We start from the raw sequence: 14,256 nt of genomic DNA, 5'->3' as shown, positions 1-14,256 counted from the left end.
GCGCATGCCCCGCCCGATACAACGAGGATTCACTGAAACCGTCACTGGCCAACACCCGACCCACTAAAATCAACGCCGTGCGCCGAAACCCTTTGGCGACGACTTTCTCGGCAATATCCCCCAGCGTCCCTGTCACCCAATCCTGATCCGGCCAGGTTGCGCGATGCACCACGGCGATCGGGCAATCCGCACCGTAGTGTGGAAGCAGTTCGGCGACGATCTTTTCCAGATGGTTGACCCCCAGGTGAATCGCCATGGTGGTGCCATGTCGAGCCAGGCTGGCGAAGTCTTCGCCGGCGGGCATGGGGGTCTTGTCGGCGTAGCGCGTCAGGATCACGCTCTGGGCGATGTCCGGCAGGGTCAGTTCGGTTTCCAGCAAGGCCGCGCAAGCGGCAACGGCGGTGACGCCGGGGATGATCTGGAATGGGATGCCCAACGCACGCAAGCAGCGAATCTGCTCGCCAATGGCGCCATACAGGCTCGGGTCGCCGGAGTGGACTCGCGCCACATCGAAGCCATTGGCGTGGGCGGTCTGGATCAACTCAATGATCTGCTCCAGGTGCAGCTCAGCGCTGTTGACCACCTGTGAGGCCTGATGACCCTCCAGCACCGCCGCGGGCACCAGTGACCCCGCGTAGATAATCACCGGGCAACTGCGGATCAACCGCTGGCCTTTGACAGTGATCAATTCCGGGTCGCCGGGGCCAGCGCCGATAAAGTAGACGGTCATGGAGCGTTCCTGTGAAAAAACGGACGAGCATGAAGATTGTTCATGATCGGGGAGGGCGATTATCGGGTTTTTAACCCGTGCAGGCCAATGCCACGGTGGCACGGGCGTTTTTGCGGCGGGTGATCAGCAGTCTGGCAGGGGCTGCGTCGAGCTGTTCGGCCGCTGCCAGCGCGGCGCTTTCGGCAATGCCGTAACAGCCGGTATGGGCAAAAGCCACGGCAGATTTGTGGCTCAGCCGACCTTCATATGCCGCCAAGTGCTGGGCGTTAAAGCAGCACAAGGGCAGGTCCAAGGCTGTGGCCAATGCCAGCAGCCCTGGTTCAGCGTGTTTCAGATCGATACTCGCCAGTGCAGTGAGCTGCCGGCGCTCGACGCCTGCTTCGGCCAATGCCTCATCCAGCAGCGCCAACAGGCTGTGAACCTCACAACCTCGCTGGCAGCCCAGACCGGCGACGAGGCTCATGCCGCGTAATGACTGTCGCGGTTACGCCGGAACAACCACGCGCTGATCAGGCCCAGGGCCAGCCAGAACGCCATGTTGGTCAGCTGCGAAGCGATTTTGAACTGCGCTTCCAGCGCCTCCGGCGCCAGCATTGAATGCACTGCCGGCTGTGGCGCACCAATCACATGGGGCACTACAAGGATGGCCACGCCCAGGACTTTGAGCAGCGCATTGCGACCGAACACCAGCAGGGCGATACCGGCCGCGGTGGACGCGGCAGTGCCGATCCACCAGGTCTGACGCAGCGCCAGGTCAGCTGCTGCGGTGCCCGGCAGTTCCGGCGGCAGGCCCAGGGTGGGTGCCAGCACGAAAGTCGCATAACCGGCCAAGCCCCACAGCAGGCCCTGAGCCGTGCGGGTCGGGGCGCGCAGGGTGTAGAGACCGGCCAGCATCAAGGCAAAACCGACGGCCACCACCAGGTTGCCGGCAGTAGTCGACAGCACGCGCTGCCAGCCATCTTCCGGCTCCCAGGCCTCTGCGTCGTGGGTGTGCGCGGCGGTGCCGGTGGCGTGTTCATGGGCTGCCGGTGCCTGCTCGAAGGTCTCGGCCTGCAAAATCAGCGGTGCCACCCAGAAGCTTTGCAGCAGGGTCAGCAGCAGGGCGGCCAGCAGGCCGGTGAATCCTGCGGTTTGCGCAATACGCTTAATCATCTCGGCAGGTCTCAGTGGCACGGGAACGCGGCGCTGTGGCGGGTATCGTGGGCGGCGTTATGCACCGCCTCGATGTGGGAAAAACCGGCGAAGTACACCAGGCACGCGCCGAGGATCGACGCACCGATGGCGGCGGTCAGGCGTTGGCTCAGGGTAGTGGTGCCGCTGGTGGCGGGCGAAGTGCTGCTGATGATCGACATGGCGCGTCCCTTTCAGGTGTCTGGGGTGGGGACGTGCGCATAAAAACCCCGCGAGCCGGACCCGCAGGGTTTGAACAGCGCCCGCCCACCGCGGGTTTGTTATCTGATTTTTTCGGGCCGGTCTCCGGGCTTGCGAGGGGGCTCTGCCAAGAACCCTTAAAGCGTCGCCTTCCCATGCTCAAGCACAGTGGCCGTGACGCTTCGCTCGCTTACCGTTGCGGGGGCAGCACCGGACTGACCATCGCAAGATGGCGCACCGGTTTCCCGTTTCACCCTGTGAAGGGCACCCGAAACAAGGCCTGTAGGAAAGCATGCAGAGCAGCGGTAGTCAAATTCACCATCCCCCTGTAGCCTTGCACCTTCGAGGTTCTTCGGCCCAGGTCGAAGCTAAGAAGGGAACGCGGTCCAAGCCGCGGCTGCCCCCGCAACTGTGAAGGGTTCAGTTGACTGCCACGCCACTGCCATCAGGCGGGAAGGCGCAGTCAGCGCCGGTCTTGCGACCCGAACGCCCCAAGCCAGGAGACCTGCCTCGTCACCGATTTTTTAATTCAACCGGGCGGGGTGATCCGGTGACGAAATCCGCTGCTGCGCGCCTGCGCAGGGCCTATCGTCCCGTATGCCCGCCCCCAAGGGCATCCGATGAAAACACTGGCCAAACTTCCCGTCACCATCGTTACCGGCTTTCTCGGCTCGGGCAAAACCACGTTGCTGCGCCATATGCTCGACAACGCTCAGGGCCGTCGCATTGCGGTGATCGTCAACGAGTTCGGCGAGTTGGGCATCGACGGCGAGATCCTCAAACAGTGCTCCATCGGCTGCACCGAGGAAGAAGCCAACGGCCGCGTGTATGAGCTGGCCAACGGCTGCCTGTGCTGCACGGTGCAGGAAGAGTTCTTTCCGGTGATGCGCGAATTGGTGGCGCGCCGTGGCGACCTCGACCATATCCTGATCGAAACCTCGGGCCTGGCCCTGCCAAAACCTTTGGTCCAAGCCTTCCAATGGCCGGAAATCCGCAGCGCCTGCACGGTTGACGCGGTAATCACCGTGGTCGACAGCCCAGCCGTGGCCGCCGGCACTTTTGCTGCGTTCCCGGATCAGGTCGACGCCCAGCGCAAGCTCGACCCGAACCTGGACCACGAATCGCCGCTGCACGAACTATTTGCCGACCAACTGGCCAGCGCCGACCTGGTGATCCTCAACAAGTGCGACCTGATCAGCCCCGATGACCTGGCCCGTGTGCGCCTGGAAGTCGCCGAAGAACTGCCGCCGGCGGTGAAGATCGTCGAAGCCAGCAGCGGTCGCTTGCCTCTGGAGGTGCTGATCGGCCTGGGCGCAGGCTCCGAGGAACACATCGACGCGCGTCACAGCCATCACGATCATCACCATGAAGGTGAAGACGATCACGACCACGACGCGTTCGACTCCATCTCCATCGATCTGCCACAGGCCGATGAAGCGCTGCTGCTCGACGCCCTGACGCAATTGGTGGTGCAGCACGGCATCCTGCGCGTCAAAGGTTTTGCCGCTATCCCCAACAAACCGATGCGCCTGCTGATTCAGGGCGTGGGCACCCGTTTCGACAAACACTTCGACCGCGCCTGGACGGCCGACGAGCCGCGCACCACGCGCCTGGTGCTGATCGGTCAGGACCTGGACGCCGCCGGCCTCGAAGCGCAACTGCGCGCCGCGCTCAGCGTTTAACCCATGCACCTGCTCAGGACTCAGCCCGGCGGTTTTGTCGCGGACGACAATATCGCCGACCTTGGCCAGACGCCCGCCGAACTGGTGGTCCTGTGCAGCGGCGATTCCAGCTTGGCGCTACTGGCCGAAGCAGCCCGGCAACTGCCCGACGACTATCCCAGCCTGCGCCTGGCCAACCCCATGCAGGTGCAGAACCATGCCTCGGTGGACCTGTACGTCGACGAGGTGCTGCGCCACGCGAAAGTCATTCTGATTTCGCTGCACGGCGGTATCGGTTACTGGCGCTATGGCGTCGAGCGCCTGGTGGAGCTGGCCGAGCGTGGGGTGACGTTGATTCTGGTGCCGGGGGATGATCGCCCGGACCCGGAACTCAGCGGCCTGAGCACGGTTGACCCCGAACAGCGCGACCGCCTGTGGCAGTTCCTGCGCCAGGGCGGGTTGGGCAATGCGCTGGGTTTCTATCGCTGCCTGGCCAGCGCTCACCTGGGCCGTGACTATGTCTGGGCCGAGCCGCACACCTTGCCGCGCACGGCGATTTATCACCCGCGCCACGCCAACCCGCGCTTGAGCGATTGGCAGGCGGATTGGCGCGCCGAGTGGCCGGTGGCGGCGGTGCTGTTCTATCGCTCCCATCTGCAGGCGGCCAATACCTGCTTTATCGATGTGTTCTGCCAGCGTCTGCAGGCGGCGGGGCTTAACCCGTTGCCGATGGCGGTGGCGAGTTTGAAAGAGCCTGGCTGCCTGACGGTGGTCGAGGATCTGCTGGACGAGGTCGGCGCGGCGGTCATTCTCAACACCACCGGCTTTGCTCAATCCAGTCCGGAGGCGCCGCATTTACGCCCGTTTCGGCGCAATATCCCGGTGATCCAGGCGATCTGCGCCCAGGACAACCAGCCCGGCTGGGAGGCCAGCGAACAGGGCCTGGGGCCCCGTGACCTGGCCATGCACATTGCCTTGCCGGAGCTGGACGGGCGCATCATCAGCCGGCCGATCAGCTTCAAGGATTTGGCCTGGCGCAGCGAGCGCAGCCAGTCCGACGTGGTGTGCTATCGCGCCGCGCCCGAGCGCATGGATTTCGTCGCCGAACTGGCGCGGCGCTGGGTCGAGCTGGCGCGGGTGCCGAATGGGGAAAAACGCATCGCCCTGGTGCTGGCCAACTACCCGACCCGTGACGGTCGCATCGGCAACGGCGTCGGCCTGGACACTCCGGCGGCGGCGCTGAATATCCTGCGCGCGCTGCAAACCGAGGGCTATCCGCTGCCGGATCGACTGCCCGACAGCGGCCCGGCGTTGATCCATGAACTGCTCGGTGGCGTGACCAACGACCTCGACAGCCTGGACCTGCGCCCTTGCCACCAGAGCCTGGGCCTGGACGAGTACGAGGCGTTGTTCTTGCGCTTGCCCGAAGCCAACCGTCAGGCCGTGTTGCAGCGTTGGGGCGCGCCGCAGCAAGACCCGATGTGCCGCGATGGCCGCCTGATGATTGCCGGCTTGCGCCTGGGCCTGACCTTTGTCGGTATCCAGCCGGCGCGCGGCTATCAGGTGGACGCCAGCGCGGTGTACCACGACCCGGACCTGGTGCCGCCCCATGGCTACCTGGCGTTCTACTTCTGGTTGCGCCATACCTATGGCGCCCATGGCGTGATCCACGTCGGCAAGCACGGCAACCTGGAATGGCTGCCGGGCAAGGGCGTGGGCCTCTCGGAGCACTGCTGGCCGGATGCATTGCTGGGGCCGCTGCCGAACATCTATCCGTTTATCGTCAACGACCCGGGCGAGGGCGCCCAGGCCAAACGTCGTACCCAGGCGGTGATCATCGATCACCTGATGCCACCGCTGACCCGCGCCGAAACCTACGGTCCGCTGCGCGACCTGGAGCTGCTGGCGGACGAGTATTACGAAGCGCAATTGCTCGACCCACGCCGCGCCCGCGAGTTGCAGAAAGACATTCTCAAACTGGTGCGCGAAACCCGCATCGACCAGGAACTGCAGCTGGACGGCGATGCCGATGCCGCGATTTGGCTACCGCGCCTGGACACCTACTTGTGCGACCTCAAGGAATCTCAGATTCGCGACGGCTTGCACATCTTTGGCGAATCGCCCCAGGGCCGTTTGCGCATCGACACATTGCTGGCCTTGCTGCGCATTCCGCGCGGCGACGGGCGTGGCGCGCAATCGAGCCTGCTGCGCGTGTTGGCCAAGGCCTTCGCGCTGGGCTTCGACCCGCTGGACTGCGCCCTGGCCGAACCCTGGACCGGCCGGCGCCCCGAGGTGTTGCAAGGCATTGATAGTCAGCCTTGGCGCACCGCTGGCGATACCCGCGAGCGCCTGGAGCTGTATGCGGCGCAGTTGATTGAGCAAGCCTTGAACGGTCCGCTGGCGGTATTGCAGGCACCGGGCTGGGAAGAGGTGAGTGCAGTGATCGACAACCTGCGCAGTGTCGTCGCGCCGCGCCTGGACGCCTGCGGCCCGGCGGAAATGCGCGGCTTGCTGGATGCGCTGAGCGGTCGCTTCGTGCCGGCGGGGCCCAGCGGTGCGCCGAGTCGCGGGCGCCTGGATGTGCTGCCCACCGGGCGCAATTTCTTCAGCGTGGATGTGCGCAACCTGCCCACCACCACGGCCTGGCGTATCGGCTTCCAGTCGGCCAATCTGATTCTGGAGCGGCACTTGCAGGATCATGGCGATCACCTGCGTCAGCTCGGCCTGTCGGTATGGGGCACCGCCACGATGCGTACCGGCGGCGACGATATCGCGCAGGCCATGGCGCTCATGGGCGTGCGCCCGGTCTGGGCCACCGGCAGCCAGCGGGTGGACGACTTCGAGATCCTGCCGATCAGCCTGCTGGATCGCCCGCGCGTCGATGTGACCTTGCGCGTGTCGGGATTCTTCCGTGATGCCTTCGCCAACCTGATCCGCCTGTTCGACGCGGCGGTGCAGGCGGTGGCAGCGCTGGACGAACCGGACGATATGAACCCGCTTGCCGCCAAGGTGCGCAGCGAGCGCGAGGCATTGCGTCAATCCGGGCTGGACGACGACGCGGCAGCGAAACAGGCCGGTTGGCGCATCTTCGGTGCCAAGCCGGGGGCCTATGGCGCTGGGGTGCAGGGCGCGATTGATGGGCGTTTGTGGCAAAGCCGTGCGGACCTCGCCGAGGTCTACCTGAACTGGGGTGGCTACGCCTATGGCGGGTCCGACGAGGGCACCGCCGCCCGTGAGCAGTTTGCCCAGCGCCTGAGCCAGGTGCAGGCGGTGGTGCAGAATCAGGACAATCGCGAACACGACCTGCTTGATTCCAACGACTATTACCAGTTCCAGGGCGGCATGCTCGCCGCCGTGGAAACCCTGAGCGGCGACAAAGCCGCCAGCTACCACGGTGACCACAGCCAGCCGGACCTGCCGAAGATTCGCACCTTGAAGGAAGAGCTGAACCGGGTGATCCGCGCCCGCGCCGCCAACCCCAAGTGGATCGAAGGGGTGAAGCGTCATGGCTATAAAGGCGCGTTCGAGATGGCGGCCACCGTGGACAATCTGTTCGCCTTCGACGCCACCACGGCGCTGATTGACGATCATCAATATGCCTTGCTCGCCGATGCCTACCTGCTCGACCCCGACACCCGGGCGTTCGTGCAGCAACACAACCCCGACGCATTGCGCGACATGACCGAGCGCATGCTCGAAGCCCAGCAGCGCGGCCTCTGGCAGGCGCCAGGTGCTTACCGTGACGCCTTGGAAAACCTGTTGCTGGATATAGAAGAAGACAGTCAATGACCGATATTCCCCATTTCCCGCTGTCCGCCGTGGTCGGCGCCGATGACCTGAAACTGGCGCTGTGTCTGGCGGCTATCGATCCCAAGATCGGCGGCGTGCTGATCGAAGGTCCGCGCGGCATGGCCAAGTCCACCCTGGCCCGTGGCCTGGCCGATCTGTTGGCCAGCGGTCAATTCGTGACGTTGCCGCTGGGGGCCACCGAAGAACGCTTGGTGGGCACTCTGGATCTGGACGCCGCGCTGGGCGAGGGGCGTGCGCAGTTTTCCCCGGGCGTGCTGGCCAAGGCCGATGGCGGTGTGCTGTATGTGGATGAAGTGAATTTGCTGCCCGATCATTTGGTGGATCTGCTGCTGGACGTGGCCGCCAGTGGCACCAACCTGATCGAGCGCGACGGCATTTCCCACCGCCATTCGGCGCGCTTTGTACTGGTTGGCACCATGAACCCGGAGGAGGGCGAGTTGCGCCCTCAACTGCTGGACCGCTTCGGCTTCAATGTGGCGTTAAGCGGGCAGACCTTGCCGGCCGAGCGCGGGCAGATCCTCCGGCGCCGCCTGGATTTCGACAGCGATCCCGCCGCCTTTTGCACCGAGTGGGCCGAACAGCAGGCAGCGTTGCGCGAGCGCTGCACTCAGGCGCGGGCGCGGCTGGACAGTATCGAGCTGGATGATCAGGCCCTGGCGCAGATTACCGAGCGCTGCTTTGCCGCCGGTGTCGATGGTTTGCGTGCTGACCTGGTCTGGCTGCGCGGCGCTCGGGCCCATGCGGCGTGGCGGGGCGCGGATGAGATTGCCGAAGAGGACATCGAAGCCGTCGCGGAACTTGCCTTGCGCCATCGTCGCCAGGAACCATCTCCACCGGCCAGCCCACCCAGCCAGGCACAGTCGCCGAAACCTTCGGACAGCTCGCCCGCTCAAGGCCAATGGGGCGATATGCCCGCGCCGGCCCTGCCTACCGGCACTCGTCGAGACGTGCCCACCTGGCCAAAAAAGCCCTAGGCATCCGCCCCCGACCTGACGCGGGGACGGATGCCCGCCCCAAGGTCGGGCGACTGGACAATGGCAGGCAAGGCAAGGCGCGCAGTGCCCGGCAGGGTTCGATCAACTGGCCCGGTACTTTGCTCGGCGGCCGGCCGCATTCCCGTGAAGACCTGTGCTACCACCTGCGCAGCCGCGCGGCCCACGAGTTGTGGCTGGTGATCGTCGATGCGTCGGCGTCCACCCGGCGGCATCGTGCATTAACCGACGCAAAGGGGTTGCTCGCCCAGCTGTTTGACGACGCCTACCGGCAACGCGCACGCATGGCCTTGTTGACCGCCAGCGGCCAGGCGCCGAAGTGGCAGGTTCAAGGGTTGAAAGCTGCCAGAAGCCTGACCGGCTGGCTGGATCAGCTGGGTGCGGGCGGTGGCACGCCGTTGCTGGCGGCACTGACCGAGGCGCAGCATTGGATGGTGGCGCGACGCAAGCGGTATCCGGCTGAGCAGCAGCGTGTGTTGGTGATTACGGATGGGCGGCTCAAGGACATCGGCGGGTTGCCGTTATTGGCGTGTGCGGGGTTGCTGGTGGATATCGAGCGCGGGCCGATCAGGCTGGGGCGGGCCCAGGAGTTGGCGGCTGGGTTGCAGTTGGATTACCGGCATATCGATGAGGTGTAGTGGCGGTACCACCGCCATCGGGGGCGAGCCCCCTCCCACATTTGATCGAGTACACCCTTTGGAATGCGGTCAGTGTGGGAGGGGGCTTGCCCCCGATGACGCACTCACATACACCACACCCGCCATCAACCAGCCCCCGGCACATTCGGCCAAAGATCGGCCACCAGAAACAAGCGCTCGGCTTCCTCCCAATCCCCGCCGTTCTGCACCATGCGCACGAGCAACTGCGCAGGCGCCAGCGGATCAAGGTCGGCCAGCCACGCCCGCAGCTGTTCCTCACTCCACACTTCATCCGCCGGGTAATGCGCCGGCGCCAGCCAGGCATGGCGGGGCAGGGGTTGCCAGCGTCCGGGCGCGCTGACCGCGACAAAATCCCGCCAGTCGCGCTGATGCAACCAACGCCCGCGCAGGTGCTGAGGGTGCGCGCCCGTCGGTGGTTCGGCCAGGCCGGGCCAGGGGTAGAGCAAATACCCGCCCAGCCACAAGTGCGCGTCGAACTGCTGAATATCCAGCGCCGCCAAAGCTTCGCGGCTCTCGGCCCGTGCTGAAATCGGCAGTTGATGCTGGGCCAGGTGCGCCAGTTTGCGGTCGAGGCGGTCGTGACAGCCGGGGCCCAGCCATTGCGCGGTGTCCTGGCCGTTGCCGTGCTGCGGGCCGAGATAGAGCTTGATCGCCAATTCCAGGTGATGCACGCCGTCGCGGTCGCGCAGCAGCATGTCCAGTTCACCGAGGGTATGCCCGGCGCGGCGGATCGGCAGGTTGGCGGCCAGCAGTTCCACGCCCGGCGCATGCTGCACGGCAAATTGCCACAAGCGTTCGTAGTACAGCCCCAAGCGCCGCGTGCGCGACAGGCTCAACCAGTGCTGCAAGGTCCGGCTGTCTTGGTCGAGGCTGCGCAGCCAGTGGGCGAGCCGATCCGGTGCTTGCACCCAGTCACTGCCGGCCAGCGGGTGACGCTGCGGCCAGGGCGCGCGGGCTAGCATCGGCGGGGCGAGGATCACCCACGCCAAGTCGCGCACCTCCGGGTGGCGCAGTTGGCGGGGCAGGTTGAGTAGATCGGGGAACACAGTCATGGTCCGAGCATAGCCGTTTAACCGCGCAGAAGGGGGCTGAGAACCGTTGTCATCAAGGCTTCGCGGCGACAAAGGATTTTGCCTGGCGCGGCCTTTCGCCCATAATCGGGGTTTTTCGCCACACCCCAATCCCGCAGGAGCCCCATGGAGCAATTTCGCAATATCGGCATTATCGGTCGCCTGGGCAGTACCCAGGTGCTGGACACCGTCCGCCGGCTTAAGAAGTTTCTGCTCGAGCGCCACCTGCATGTGATCCTCGAAGACACCATCGCCGAAATCCTGCCGGGCCACGGCCTACAGACCTCATCGCGCAAGATGCTCGGCGAAGTATGTGACATGGTGATTGTGGTCGGCGGCGACGGTAGCCTGCTGGGCGCAGCCCGGGCGCTGGCGCGGCATAACGTGCCGGTGCTGGGGATCAACCGGGGCAGTCTGGGGTTTCTCACCGATATCCGCCCCGATGAGCTGGAAGTCGAAGTGGCCAAGGTGCTCGACGGCCAATACCTGGTGGAAAACCGTTTCCTGCTGCAAGCCGAAGTGCGTCGCCATGGCGAAGCCATCGGTCAGGGTGATGCGCTCAACGATGTGGTGCTGCACCCTGGCAAGTCCACCCGCATGATCGAATTCGAGTTGTATATCGACGGCCAGTTCGTGTGCAGCCAGAAAGCCGACGGCCTGATCGTCGCCACGCCCACCGGCTCCACCGCGTATGCGCTGTCCGCCGGCGGCCCGATCATGCACCCCAAGCTCGATGCCATTGTGATCGTGCCGATGTATCCCCATATGTTGTCCAGCCGACCGATTGTGGTCGATGGCAACAGTGAGCTGAAAATCGTGGTGTCCAAAGACATGCAGATCTACCCGCAAGTCTCCTGCGACGGGCAGAACCATTTCACCTGCGCCCCCGGTGACACCATCACCGTGAGCAAAAAGGCACAGAAGTTGCGCTTGATCCACCCGCTGGATCACAACTACTACGAAGTGTGCCGCACCAAGTTGGGCTGGGGCAGCCGCTTGGGGGGTGGAGGCGACTGATGCTCGATCCCGCGCGTAGCTACGACCTGATTGGAGACGTGCACGGATGCGCACATACCCTTGAGCACTTGCTCGACCAGATGGGTTATCACAAACAGGCCGGCACCTGGCGCCATCCGTCGCGCATGGCGGTGTTCCTCGGCGATATCATCGACCGTGGCCCACGCATCCGCGAAGCGCTGCATATCGTCCACGACATGGCCGAAGCCGGCCAGGCGCTGTGCATCATGGGCAATCACGAGTTCAATGCCCTGGGCTGGGCCACGCCGGCGCCGCCGGGCAGTGGCAAGCAGTACGTGCGCGAGCACACCCCACGGCATGAGCGCTTAATCCACGAAACCCTGACCCAGTTCGAGCAGCATCCGGCCGACTGGCACGACTTCCTCGGCTGGTTCTACGACATGCCGCTGTTTGTCGATGCCGGGCGTTTCCGCGTGGTGCATGCGTGCTGGGACGACAGCTTTATCCAGCCGCTGCGCGCCACATTCCCGGATGGTTGCATCGACCCGCACTTCCTGCAGGCCGCCGCCGTGCCTGGCAGTTTTGCCTGCAATGCCTTTGACCGCCTGTTGCGCGGCACCGATATGCGCCTGCCCGACGGCCTGACGCTGACCGGCGGCGACGGCCTGACGCGCTCGTTCTTCCGCACCAAGTTCTGGGAAGACGACCCCAAGACCTACGGCGACATCGTGTTCCAACCCGATGCACTGCCCGAGCCGGTGGCGCGCACGCCGTTATCGCCCCATGAAAAGAACTCCCTGCTGCGCTATGGCGCCGACGAGCCGTTGCTGTTCGTCGGCCACTACTGGCGCAGTGGCAAACCTGCGCCGATTCGCCCCAACTTGGCCTGTCTGGATTACAGCGCGGTGCTGTATGGCAAGTTGGTGGCCTATCGATTGGACCAGGAAACTCGCTTGGACCCGCATAAGTTCGTGTGGGTCGATGTCGAGCGGCCGGAGGTGATCCTATGAGTACCGTGGCCGTATTACGCTTGCCCCTGAGCGTCGACCTGGGTGGTTTCGTCAAATTGCTGCAACGCATGCAAGTGCCCCATCGCGTCAGCGAAGAGGCCGGTGAGCAAGTGTTGTGGGTGCCGGAAAGCATCAGCGATGATGTGCGCGTGTTGTATCAACGCTTCCCGGCCGGCGATCCAGACCAGCAGTTGGACATTCCCGAACAGGCTCCCGTGACCCGTCCCGGTTTCCTCCAGCAAGTGCGGCATAGCCCAGTGACCGCGTTGGTGCTGCTGGCGAGCTTGGTGGTGGGCGCGTTGACCCTGCTGGGCGACAACCTGCAGGCCATGAGCTGGCTGAGCTTTCTGCCGTTCCGAGTACTGGGCGACTACATTCAGTTCACCCCTTTGGCCGACAGCCTGGCGTCGGGGCAGTGGTGGCGGTTGGTCACGCCGATGCTGTTGCACTTCGGCATTCTGCACCTGGCCATGAATGGCATGTGGTACTGGGAACTGGGCCGGCGCATCGAAGCGCGCCAGGGCAGTATCAACCTGCTTGGCCTGACCCTGCTGTTCAGCCTGGTTTCCAACTACGCGCAATACGCCTACGGCGGCCCGGGCCTGTTCGGCGGCTTGTCCGGTGTGTTGTATGGCCTGCTCGGGCATTGCTGGATCTATCAACTGTTGTCGCCCAACCCGGCCTATCGCCTGCCCCGTGGGGTGCTGGCGATGATGCTGGTGTGGCTGGTGCTGTGCATGTCGGGGTTGGTCTCGATGATCGGCTTCGGCGAAATCGCCAATGCGGCCCATGTGGGTGGGCTCGTGATCGGTTGCTTCACCGGCCTGCTGGGCGGGCTCTATAGCCGTCGTAAAACGCCAATTAATTAAAGGAAGAGCCTCCATGTCCTCTTTTGCTGAAATGATCGAAAACATCACCCCGGACATCTACCAGAGCCTCAAGCTCGCCGTGGAAATCGGTAAATGGTCCGACGGCCGCAAACTCACCGCCGAGCAGCGCGAGTTGTCGTTGCAGGCGATGATCGCCTGGGAAATCCAGAACCTGCCGGAAGACCAGCGCACCGGCTACATGGGCCCGCAGGAATGCCAGTCGAAGTCGACCACCGTGCCGAATATCCTGTTCAAGTCGGACGCGATCCATTGATTGAAATCGGTCGCGGTGCAGTCAGCAAAATGTCGGCGAAACTCGGTGAGCCGACCGTTCAATATGCGTTTCGTCTGGGCGATACCGAAGTGCCGGTCAACCCGTTGATTGGCACCCACGTGCGCCTGGAATACCTCGGTGCCATTCATTGCAGCCATTGCGGGCGCAAGACCAAGACCAGTTTCAGCCAAGGTTATTGCTACCCGTGCATGACCAAACTGGCCCAGTGCGACCTGTGCATCATGAGCCCCGAGCGCTGCCATTACGACGCTGGCACTTGCCGTGATCCGAGCTGGGGCGAGCAGTTCTGCATGACCGACCACGTGGTGTACCTGGCCAATTCCTCCGGGATCAAGGTCGGCATCACCCGCGCCACCCAGCTGCCGACGCGTTGGCTCGATCAGGGCGCCAGCCAAGCGTTACCGATCATGCGCGTAGCCACGCGCCAGCAGTCCGGTTTTGTCGAAGACTTGTTTCGCAGCCAGGTGGCCGATAAGACCAATTGGCGGGCATTGCTCAAGGGCGACGCCGTCAGCGTGAACCTCAAGCAGGTGCGCGACGAGCTATTCGCCGCCTGTGCCGAGGGCTTGCAGGGGTTGCAGGAACGCTTTGGCCTACAGGCCATCCAAACCATTGCCGACATCGAACCGATTGAAATCCGCTACCCGGTCGAGCAGTATCCGGCCAAGATTGTCAGCTTCAACCTGGACAAGAACCCAATTGCCGAAGGCACGCTGCTGGGGATCAAAGGCCAATACCTGATCTTCGACACAGGCGTTATCAATATTCGCAAGTACACGGCCTACCAGCTCGCCGTGCATCAGTAGAAGGA

The 14,256-nt window shown here is 64.1% G+C and carries 14 protein-coding genes and 2 riboswitches; of the genes, 9 read left to right on the top strand and 5 right to left on the bottom strand.

From position 1 onward, the window contains the following. The 4 genes from cobM to YA0848_RS18390 form a co-directional block, all read right to left on the bottom strand. The coding region (gene cobM / locus YA0848_RS18405; RefSeq protein WP_198731381.1) for a precorrin-4 C(11)-methyltransferase at positions 1–730 on the bottom strand (730 nt) is incomplete at its 3' end. A 70-nt stretch (positions 731–800) separates the two neighbouring features. Continuing rightward, on the bottom strand, positions 801–1,193 hold the full coding sequence (locus tag YA0848_RS18400) for a cobalamin biosynthesis protein (RefSeq protein WP_034097047.1): 393 nt from the start codon (positions 1,191–1,193) through the stop codon (positions 801–803). Then, entirely contained in the window at positions 1,190–1,882 is a 693-nt protein-coding gene (locus YA0848_RS18395; protein ID WP_034097048.1) for a CbtA family protein, read from the bottom strand. Before YA0848_RS18395 ends, YA0848_RS18400 begins: the two co-directional genes overlap by 4 nt. Positions 1,883–1,893: 11 nt before the next feature. Beyond that, complete coding sequence (locus YA0848_RS18390; protein WP_034097049.1) at positions 1,894–2,082, bottom strand: CbtB domain-containing protein; 189 nt, start codon at positions 2,080–2,082, stop codon at positions 1,894–1,896. Between the two features lie 98 nt (positions 2,083–2,180). Next, positions 2,181–2,388, bottom strand: a riboswitch (cobalamin riboswitch). Between the two features lie 41 nt (positions 2,389–2,429). Next, positions 2,430–2,628, top strand: a riboswitch (cobalamin riboswitch). 93 nt (positions 2,629–2,721) lie between these two features. On the opposite strand from YA0848_RS18390, the gene cobW reads away from it, so the two are divergent. From cobW to YA0848_RS18370, 4 genes are read left to right on the top strand one after another with little or no spacing between them, the layout of a single operon-like run. After that, the gene (cobW, locus tag YA0848_RS18385) at positions 2,722–3,783 is read left to right on the top strand and encodes a cobalamin biosynthesis protein CobW (RefSeq protein ID WP_034097050.1); all 1,062 of its coding nucleotides are present in this window, start codon (positions 2,722–2,724) and stop codon (positions 3,781–3,783) included. Between the two features lie 3 nt (positions 3,784–3,786). Continuing rightward, on the top strand, positions 3,787–7,551 hold the full coding sequence (gene cobN / locus YA0848_RS18380; protein ID WP_198712484.1) for a cobaltochelatase subunit CobN: 3,765 nt from the start codon (positions 3,787–3,789) through the stop codon (positions 7,549–7,551). Next, entirely contained in the window at positions 7,548–8,546 is a 999-nt protein-coding gene (locus YA0848_RS18375; protein ID WP_169903202.1) for an ATP-binding protein, read from the top strand. The genes cobN and YA0848_RS18375 overlap by 4 nt, the downstream gene beginning before the upstream one ends. A 53-nt stretch (positions 8,547–8,599) precedes the next feature. Then, positions 8,600–9,202, top strand: coding sequence for a vWA domain-containing protein (locus YA0848_RS18370; RefSeq protein WP_034097363.1), 603 nt, complete (start codon positions 8,600–8,602; stop codon positions 9,200–9,202). A 125-nt stretch (positions 9,203–9,327) separates the two neighbouring features. On the opposite strand, the gene YA0848_RS18365 is transcribed toward YA0848_RS18370, so the two are convergent. Then, positions 9,328–10,275, bottom strand: a complete 948-nt coding sequence (locus YA0848_RS18365) for a DUF1853 family protein (RefSeq protein ID WP_047881920.1) — start codon at positions 10,273–10,275, stop codon at positions 9,328–9,330. 144 nt (positions 10,276–10,419) lie between these two features. Between YA0848_RS18365 and YA0848_RS18360 the strand changes: the two genes are divergently transcribed. Genes YA0848_RS18360 through YA0848_RS18340 form a run of 5 tightly spaced genes read left to right on the top strand, consistent with a single transcriptional unit; the run spans position 10,420 to position 14,251 of the window. Beyond that, complete coding sequence (locus tag YA0848_RS18360) at positions 10,420–11,310, top strand: NAD(+) kinase (protein ID WP_034097054.1); 891 nt, start codon at positions 10,420–10,422, stop codon at positions 11,308–11,310. Continuing rightward, positions 11,307–12,281, top strand: coding sequence for a metallophosphoesterase (locus tag YA0848_RS18355; RefSeq protein WP_162276718.1), 975 nt, complete (start codon positions 11,307–11,309; stop codon positions 12,279–12,281). The genes YA0848_RS18360 and YA0848_RS18355 overlap by 4 nt, the downstream gene beginning before the upstream one ends. Next, the gene (locus YA0848_RS18350; protein ID WP_034097056.1) at positions 12,278–13,150 is read left to right on the top strand and encodes a rhomboid family intramembrane serine protease; all 873 of its coding nucleotides are present in this window, start codon (positions 12,278–12,280) and stop codon (positions 13,148–13,150) included. Before YA0848_RS18355 ends, YA0848_RS18350 begins: the two co-directional genes overlap by 4 nt. Positions 13,151–13,163: 13 nt before the next feature. After that, complete coding sequence (locus YA0848_RS18345; RefSeq protein WP_034097057.1) at positions 13,164–13,424, top strand: YeaC family protein; 261 nt, start codon at positions 13,164–13,166, stop codon at positions 13,422–13,424. Further along, positions 13,421–14,251: a DUF2797 domain-containing protein gene (locus YA0848_RS18340; RefSeq protein WP_034113190.1), complete on the top strand. Its 831-nt coding sequence runs from the start codon at positions 13,421–13,423 to the stop codon at positions 14,249–14,251. Before YA0848_RS18345 ends, YA0848_RS18340 begins: the two co-directional genes overlap by 4 nt. The last annotated feature ends 5 nt before the right edge of the window (positions 14,252–14,256 follow it).

It is taken from the genome of Pseudomonas sp. S4_EA_1b, from assembly GCF_016307435.1.
GTDB lineage: Bacteria > Pseudomonadota > Gammaproteobacteria > Pseudomonadales > Pseudomonadaceae > Aquipseudomonas > Aquipseudomonas rhodesiae.
This window is presented reverse-complemented; position numbering and strand designations above follow the sequence as displayed.

Excerpts from the sequence above, each read along its gene's own strand:
- YA0848_RS18375 (WP_169903202.1), top strand. The coding sequence starts at position 7,548 with ATGACCGATATTCCCCATTTCCCGCTGTCCGCCGTGGTCGGCGCCGAT.
- YA0848_RS18365 (WP_047881920.1), bottom strand. The coding sequence starts at position 10,275 with ATGACTGTGTTCCCCGATCTACTCAACCTGCCCCGCCAACTGCGCCAC.
- cobN (WP_198712484.1), top strand. The coding sequence starts at position 3,787 with ATGCACCTGCTCAGGACTCAGCCCGGCGGTTTTGTCGCGGACGACAAT.
- YA0848_RS18400 (WP_034097047.1), bottom strand. The coding sequence starts at position 1,193 with ATGAGCCTCGTCGCCGGTCTGGGCTGCCAGCGAGGTTGTGAGGTTCAC.
- cobW (WP_034097050.1), top strand. The coding sequence starts at position 2,722 with ATGAAAACACTGGCCAAACTTCCCGTCACCATCGTTACCGGCTTTCTC.
- YA0848_RS18345 (WP_034097057.1), top strand. The coding sequence starts at position 13,164 with ATGTCCTCTTTTGCTGAAATGATCGAAAACATCACCCCGGACATCTAC.
- YA0848_RS18350 (WP_034097056.1), top strand. The coding sequence starts at position 12,278 with ATGAGTACCGTGGCCGTATTACGCTTGCCCCTGAGCGTCGACCTGGGT.
- YA0848_RS18395 (WP_034097048.1), bottom strand. The coding sequence starts at position 1,882 with ATGATTAAGCGTATTGCGCAAACCGCAGGATTCACCGGCCTGCTGGCC.
- YA0848_RS18360 (WP_034097054.1), top strand. The coding sequence starts at position 10,420 with ATGGAGCAATTTCGCAATATCGGCATTATCGGTCGCCTGGGCAGTACC.
- YA0848_RS18390 (WP_034097049.1), bottom strand. The coding sequence starts at position 2,082 with ATGTCGATCATCAGCAGCACTTCGCCCGCCACCAGCGGCACCACTACC.